Source organism: Myroides sp. LJL115 (genome assembly GCF_054871665.1).
Window position 1 is genome coordinate 1 of sequence record NZ_JBTXLS010000083.1, and the last position, 4,005, is coordinate 4,005.

The following is a 4,005-nucleotide window of genomic DNA, read 5'->3' on the forward strand; positions in this document are numbered from 1 at the left end:
TACCTACAACTGAGGGTTTTTTTGATTTTAAAACAAATAAATATGTATATCAATATGTAGATCAATTAGGTAATGTAAGGCTATCTTATAGTGATAAAGACGGTAACAATAAGATAGAAACAGCTGAAATCATTGAGCAGATTAATTACTATCCATTCGGATTAGCCCATAAAGGTTATAATCAAAAGAATGATCCTTTAATGAAAGATTTTAAATACCAATACAATGGTAAAGAGAATCAAGAAGAACTAGGATTGAATGTTTATGATTACGGAGCTAGGAATTATGATGCAGCTATTGGTAGATGGATGAATGTGGATCCGTTAGCGGACCATCAAAACCAAATTGATAAATCTCCATACAATGCATTTTGGAACAATCCAGTTATGTATGATGACCCAGATGGACAATGTCCTTTCTGTCCTTGGTTAGATGCTGTGGTAGATGTTGGCTTTGTGCTGTATGATGTAGGTGTATTGATTCACGAGAAAGTAACCACAGGAAAAACAAGCAGTGCAAATTGGGCAGCTCTTGGTGCCGATGGTGCTTCTATATTGGTTCCAATGTCGGCAGGTGCGGGCGTAGCCGTAAGAGCAGGTGTAAAAGCAGCTAACAAGGTGGACAATTCTGTGGATGTTGCAAAGACTACCTCAAATATTGTTGAGAATGCGAAACAAGGAAAGCAATTTGAAGGTGTTGTTACAGATAACCTAAAACAAACGGGACATAAAAATGTAGCAGAGCAAGTTACTGTCAAACCGAATGGTGGTGGTAAAAATGTTCGCTTGGATAATGTCAGTACAAAAGATGGTCAAATAAAGCTCACAGATGCCAAATCATCGGCTACTGCACCACATACAAAAAATCAGAAAACAGGCTATCCAGCAATAGAGAAAAGTGGGGGAACTGTAGTAGGTAATAAAGGAGCTGCTCAAGGCTACTCAGCAGGAACTAAAATACCACCAACAAAAGTAGATATTATTAGACCTAAAGATATTAAACAATGACAGAGAGGGAATATTTAAAAAATGAGGTTTTGGTTCGTTTAGGCGATAAGATTAATTCTTTTGGATTTAAGCTATCAAAGTCTGCTTGTGAGTTTACTAAAAAAACTGATTTTGGATGGAATAAATATCAGATTGTATTTCTGCTTCGGGATGATGGATGGGAGCTTAAACCAAGTTTGTTAGTACGTTTTAATGTCGTGGAGAATCTGTTTCATCAGATTTCAGATTTTGATAAAAAGTATCAAAAAGGAACGCCAACCATAGGAACTTCTATTGAGGATTTAGACAATTCTTCAATGGCCTCAAAAAAAATTGGGTTGACAAATGAAACTCAAATTAATAGTATTGTAAAAGATTTGTTTGATTTGTTTAAAAATAGTGCAATACCTTTCTTTAATAAATATGATAACCTTTCTGAAATTGATAATAAGCTTAATTCTTGTTTAGAAGACACTTCATTAACGGGGGGTATTTTTAAGGGAACAAAATCTTTAATCACTGCAAAGTTGACGAAAAGAGAGGATTTTGATAAACTCGAAAGCGTTTATCAATCCTACTATGAGAATTTTTCAGATGGATTTTATTTACCTGAGTATTTGAGATTAAAAGAATTATTGAAAACCTGATTGCACGGATTTAAGGTGGCAGTCCGTGTGCGAAAAGAGTAATAAAGTGGATATCCAGACAAAATCCGTAGCGTTAGTTAAGTAGTTATTTTAATTCTTCTATTGTAAGGTGGTTTAAGGTTCTTATTGTAGCAGGTTTCAATATATTGAAATTACTTGTTCCTATTTAAAGTATTATTAGTAGGAAAGACAAGCGGGTATTTACCTTATGCAACAAGTAGTGGGAGTCGCGTTCTAATATTGCTAAATAATAAAGGTTATTGTTTGAAGTAAACTTACTTATAATAAGAATGGCAATATTTTAAAACTAACTCGTAATGGAGGCCCCATAGCCAATAAATTCACTCAGATAGACAACTTAAGCTATAGCTATGAAGCAGGAAGTAATAAACTTTCTAAAGTAGTAGATACTAGTGGTAACTTAGAAGGATTTAAAAAAGGAAACACCACAACTTCCGCAGATTATACCTATGATATATTTGGAAATCTTACGGTAGATAGAAATAAAAATATTACAAAAATTAGTTATAATTCTTTACATTTACCTGTAGAGTTAAACATTGGATCTAACAAGATTGCTTATCTGTATGATGCTAGTGGAAAGAAATTGCAAAAGAAAGTTACCCAGGGTACAAGTAACAGTACTACTGATTATTTAAATGGTTTTCAGTATGTAGATAATGTTTTAAGTTTTGTACCTACATCAGAAGGGTTCTTTGATTTTAAAACAAATAAATATGTTTATCAATATGTAGATCAACTGGGTAATGTAAGGCTATCTTATAGTGATAAAGACGGAAACAATAAGATAGAAACAGCTGAGATCATTGAGCAGATTAATTATTATCCATTTGGATTAGCTCATAAAGGCTATAATGAAAAGAACGATCCTTTAATGAAAGATTTTAAATACCAATACAATGGTAAAGAGAATCAAGAAGAATTAGGATTAAATGTATATGATTACGGAGCTAGGAATTACGATGCAGCTATTGGTAGATGGATGAACGTGGATCCGCTAGCGGAGAAGTATTATAATATTAATCCGTATGTTTATGTTGCTAATAACCCTATTAATGCAATTGATCCTGATGGTAGGGATATTATTTTTGTAATAAATAAAACAAGATATAAATTTGATGGGACTAATTTAGCTAATGCAAAAGGTCAAACAATGGGTACAAAGAATCTTGCAGGGACTCATGCGGGTAAAGTGTTAAATGCTTATATAGAAGTAGGTAAATTAGATAATCGCTTTCAAAAACAGATTCAAACTTTAGTGAAAAGTAAAAATGAGCATATTATTGATACAGATTCATATAGTTATAGTGGAGGGGCTGTTAAAGGAGGGACTGAGTTTACAAAAGAAAGTGAGAAAATAAGACAAGGAAAATCAGTAGGAAGTATAACAAATTATAATTTCAGTGAGGAAAACAAGAAAGAGTTTTTCAAAGCTACGGGAGTTATAAATACAGAGATAACTACTGTTGCTCATGAGTTAAGTCATCAATATGATTATGAAACAGGGAATATGCAAGATTCTTATGATATAGAAAGCAGTAACACAGACCCAACAGAAATACGTGCTGTTAGGAACGAGAATATAGCCCGTGACAGATTAGATCTCCCAAAACGAACAAAGTATGATGGAAAAGAAATTAATCCAAAAGAATTGAAATGAATAAAGTAATCTTACTAATTGTAATTATTCTTAATTTTTATTCTTGTAAAAGTCAAATTATTGAAGATAACGTATTGAGCTTAAGCTTTGATAAGATTATTGAAGAAGGAAAAGAATCAAAAAGTGGTTTTTTTGATTCACAGTATCTTTTTTTACAGGAAACAAAAGATACTATAGGAGTTATAAACCTTTTTGAATTAAAGAGATTTTATAAACAACATGAGAAAATAAATTCTATATCAGAGGAATTTGGAGTATTTGCTAAACGCGTAATCCAAAACGAAATTACTTTAGAGTGTTTGGATTTAATAAAATGTTTTGTATTAAATAAGAAGATAACAGATGAATACTATGATTTGAACTTTGAAAGTTTTAAAGAAAAGTATACAAGATTAAAATTTTCTAACAAAAAGTTACTCTTAAATATATCTGATTTAAATATATCTGAGATGTATTCTGTTATGTATTATTTTTATTTGAATGGATATTTTTCTGTTTTTGATGATTATGGAGGGGGATATGTGTCTAGTTATATTTTAGAAGAAGAAGTACCTCAATTAGATAGAAGGTGTAGCACCAACTGTGTCACAAAATTAATTATATCATATAAAAATGTAAATTAGTCTTATGAACACAAACAACAAAAAGAGCGGATTCGATTTCGAAAGTTTCAAAGAGCAGGCTATGGCCG

General features: G+C 31.8%; 4 protein-coding genes. All 4 read left to right on the forward strand.

Features of this window, described 5'->3' with window-relative positions; all coding sequences use genetic code 11:
* A partial coding sequence (locus ACYSNX_RS12920) for an RHS repeat domain-containing protein (protein WP_461755071.1) occupies positions 1-1,007 on the forward strand: 1,007 nt, incomplete at its 5' end.
* Complete coding sequence (locus tag ACYSNX_RS12925) at positions 1,004-1,633, forward strand: hypothetical protein (RefSeq protein ID WP_461755072.1); 630 nt, start codon at positions 1,004-1,006, stop codon at positions 1,631-1,633. The genes ACYSNX_RS12920 and ACYSNX_RS12925, both read left to right, overlap by 4 nt.
* A 607-nt stretch (positions 1,634-2,240) precedes the next feature.
* Positions 2,241-3,314: an RHS repeat domain-containing protein gene (locus ACYSNX_RS12930; protein WP_461755073.1), complete on the forward strand. Its 1,074-nt coding sequence runs from the start codon at positions 2,241-2,243 to the stop codon at positions 3,312-3,314.
* Positions 3,311-3,937: a hypothetical protein gene (locus ACYSNX_RS12935; RefSeq protein ID WP_461755074.1), complete on the forward strand. Its 627-nt coding sequence runs from the start codon at positions 3,311-3,313 to the stop codon at positions 3,935-3,937. Before ACYSNX_RS12930 ends, ACYSNX_RS12935 begins: the two co-directional genes overlap by 4 nt.
* Positions 3,938-4,005 lie beyond the last annotated feature (68 nt).

What these genes read in the sequence shown, in the direction of transcription:
- ACYSNX_RS12935 (WP_461755074.1), top strand. Translation starts at nt 3,311, where the DNA reads ATGAATAAAGTAATCTTACTAATTGTAATTATTCTTAATTTTTATTCT.
- ACYSNX_RS12925 (WP_461755072.1), top strand. Translation starts at nt 1,004, where the DNA reads ATGACAGAGAGGGAATATTTAAAAAATGAGGTTTTGGTTCGTTTAGGC.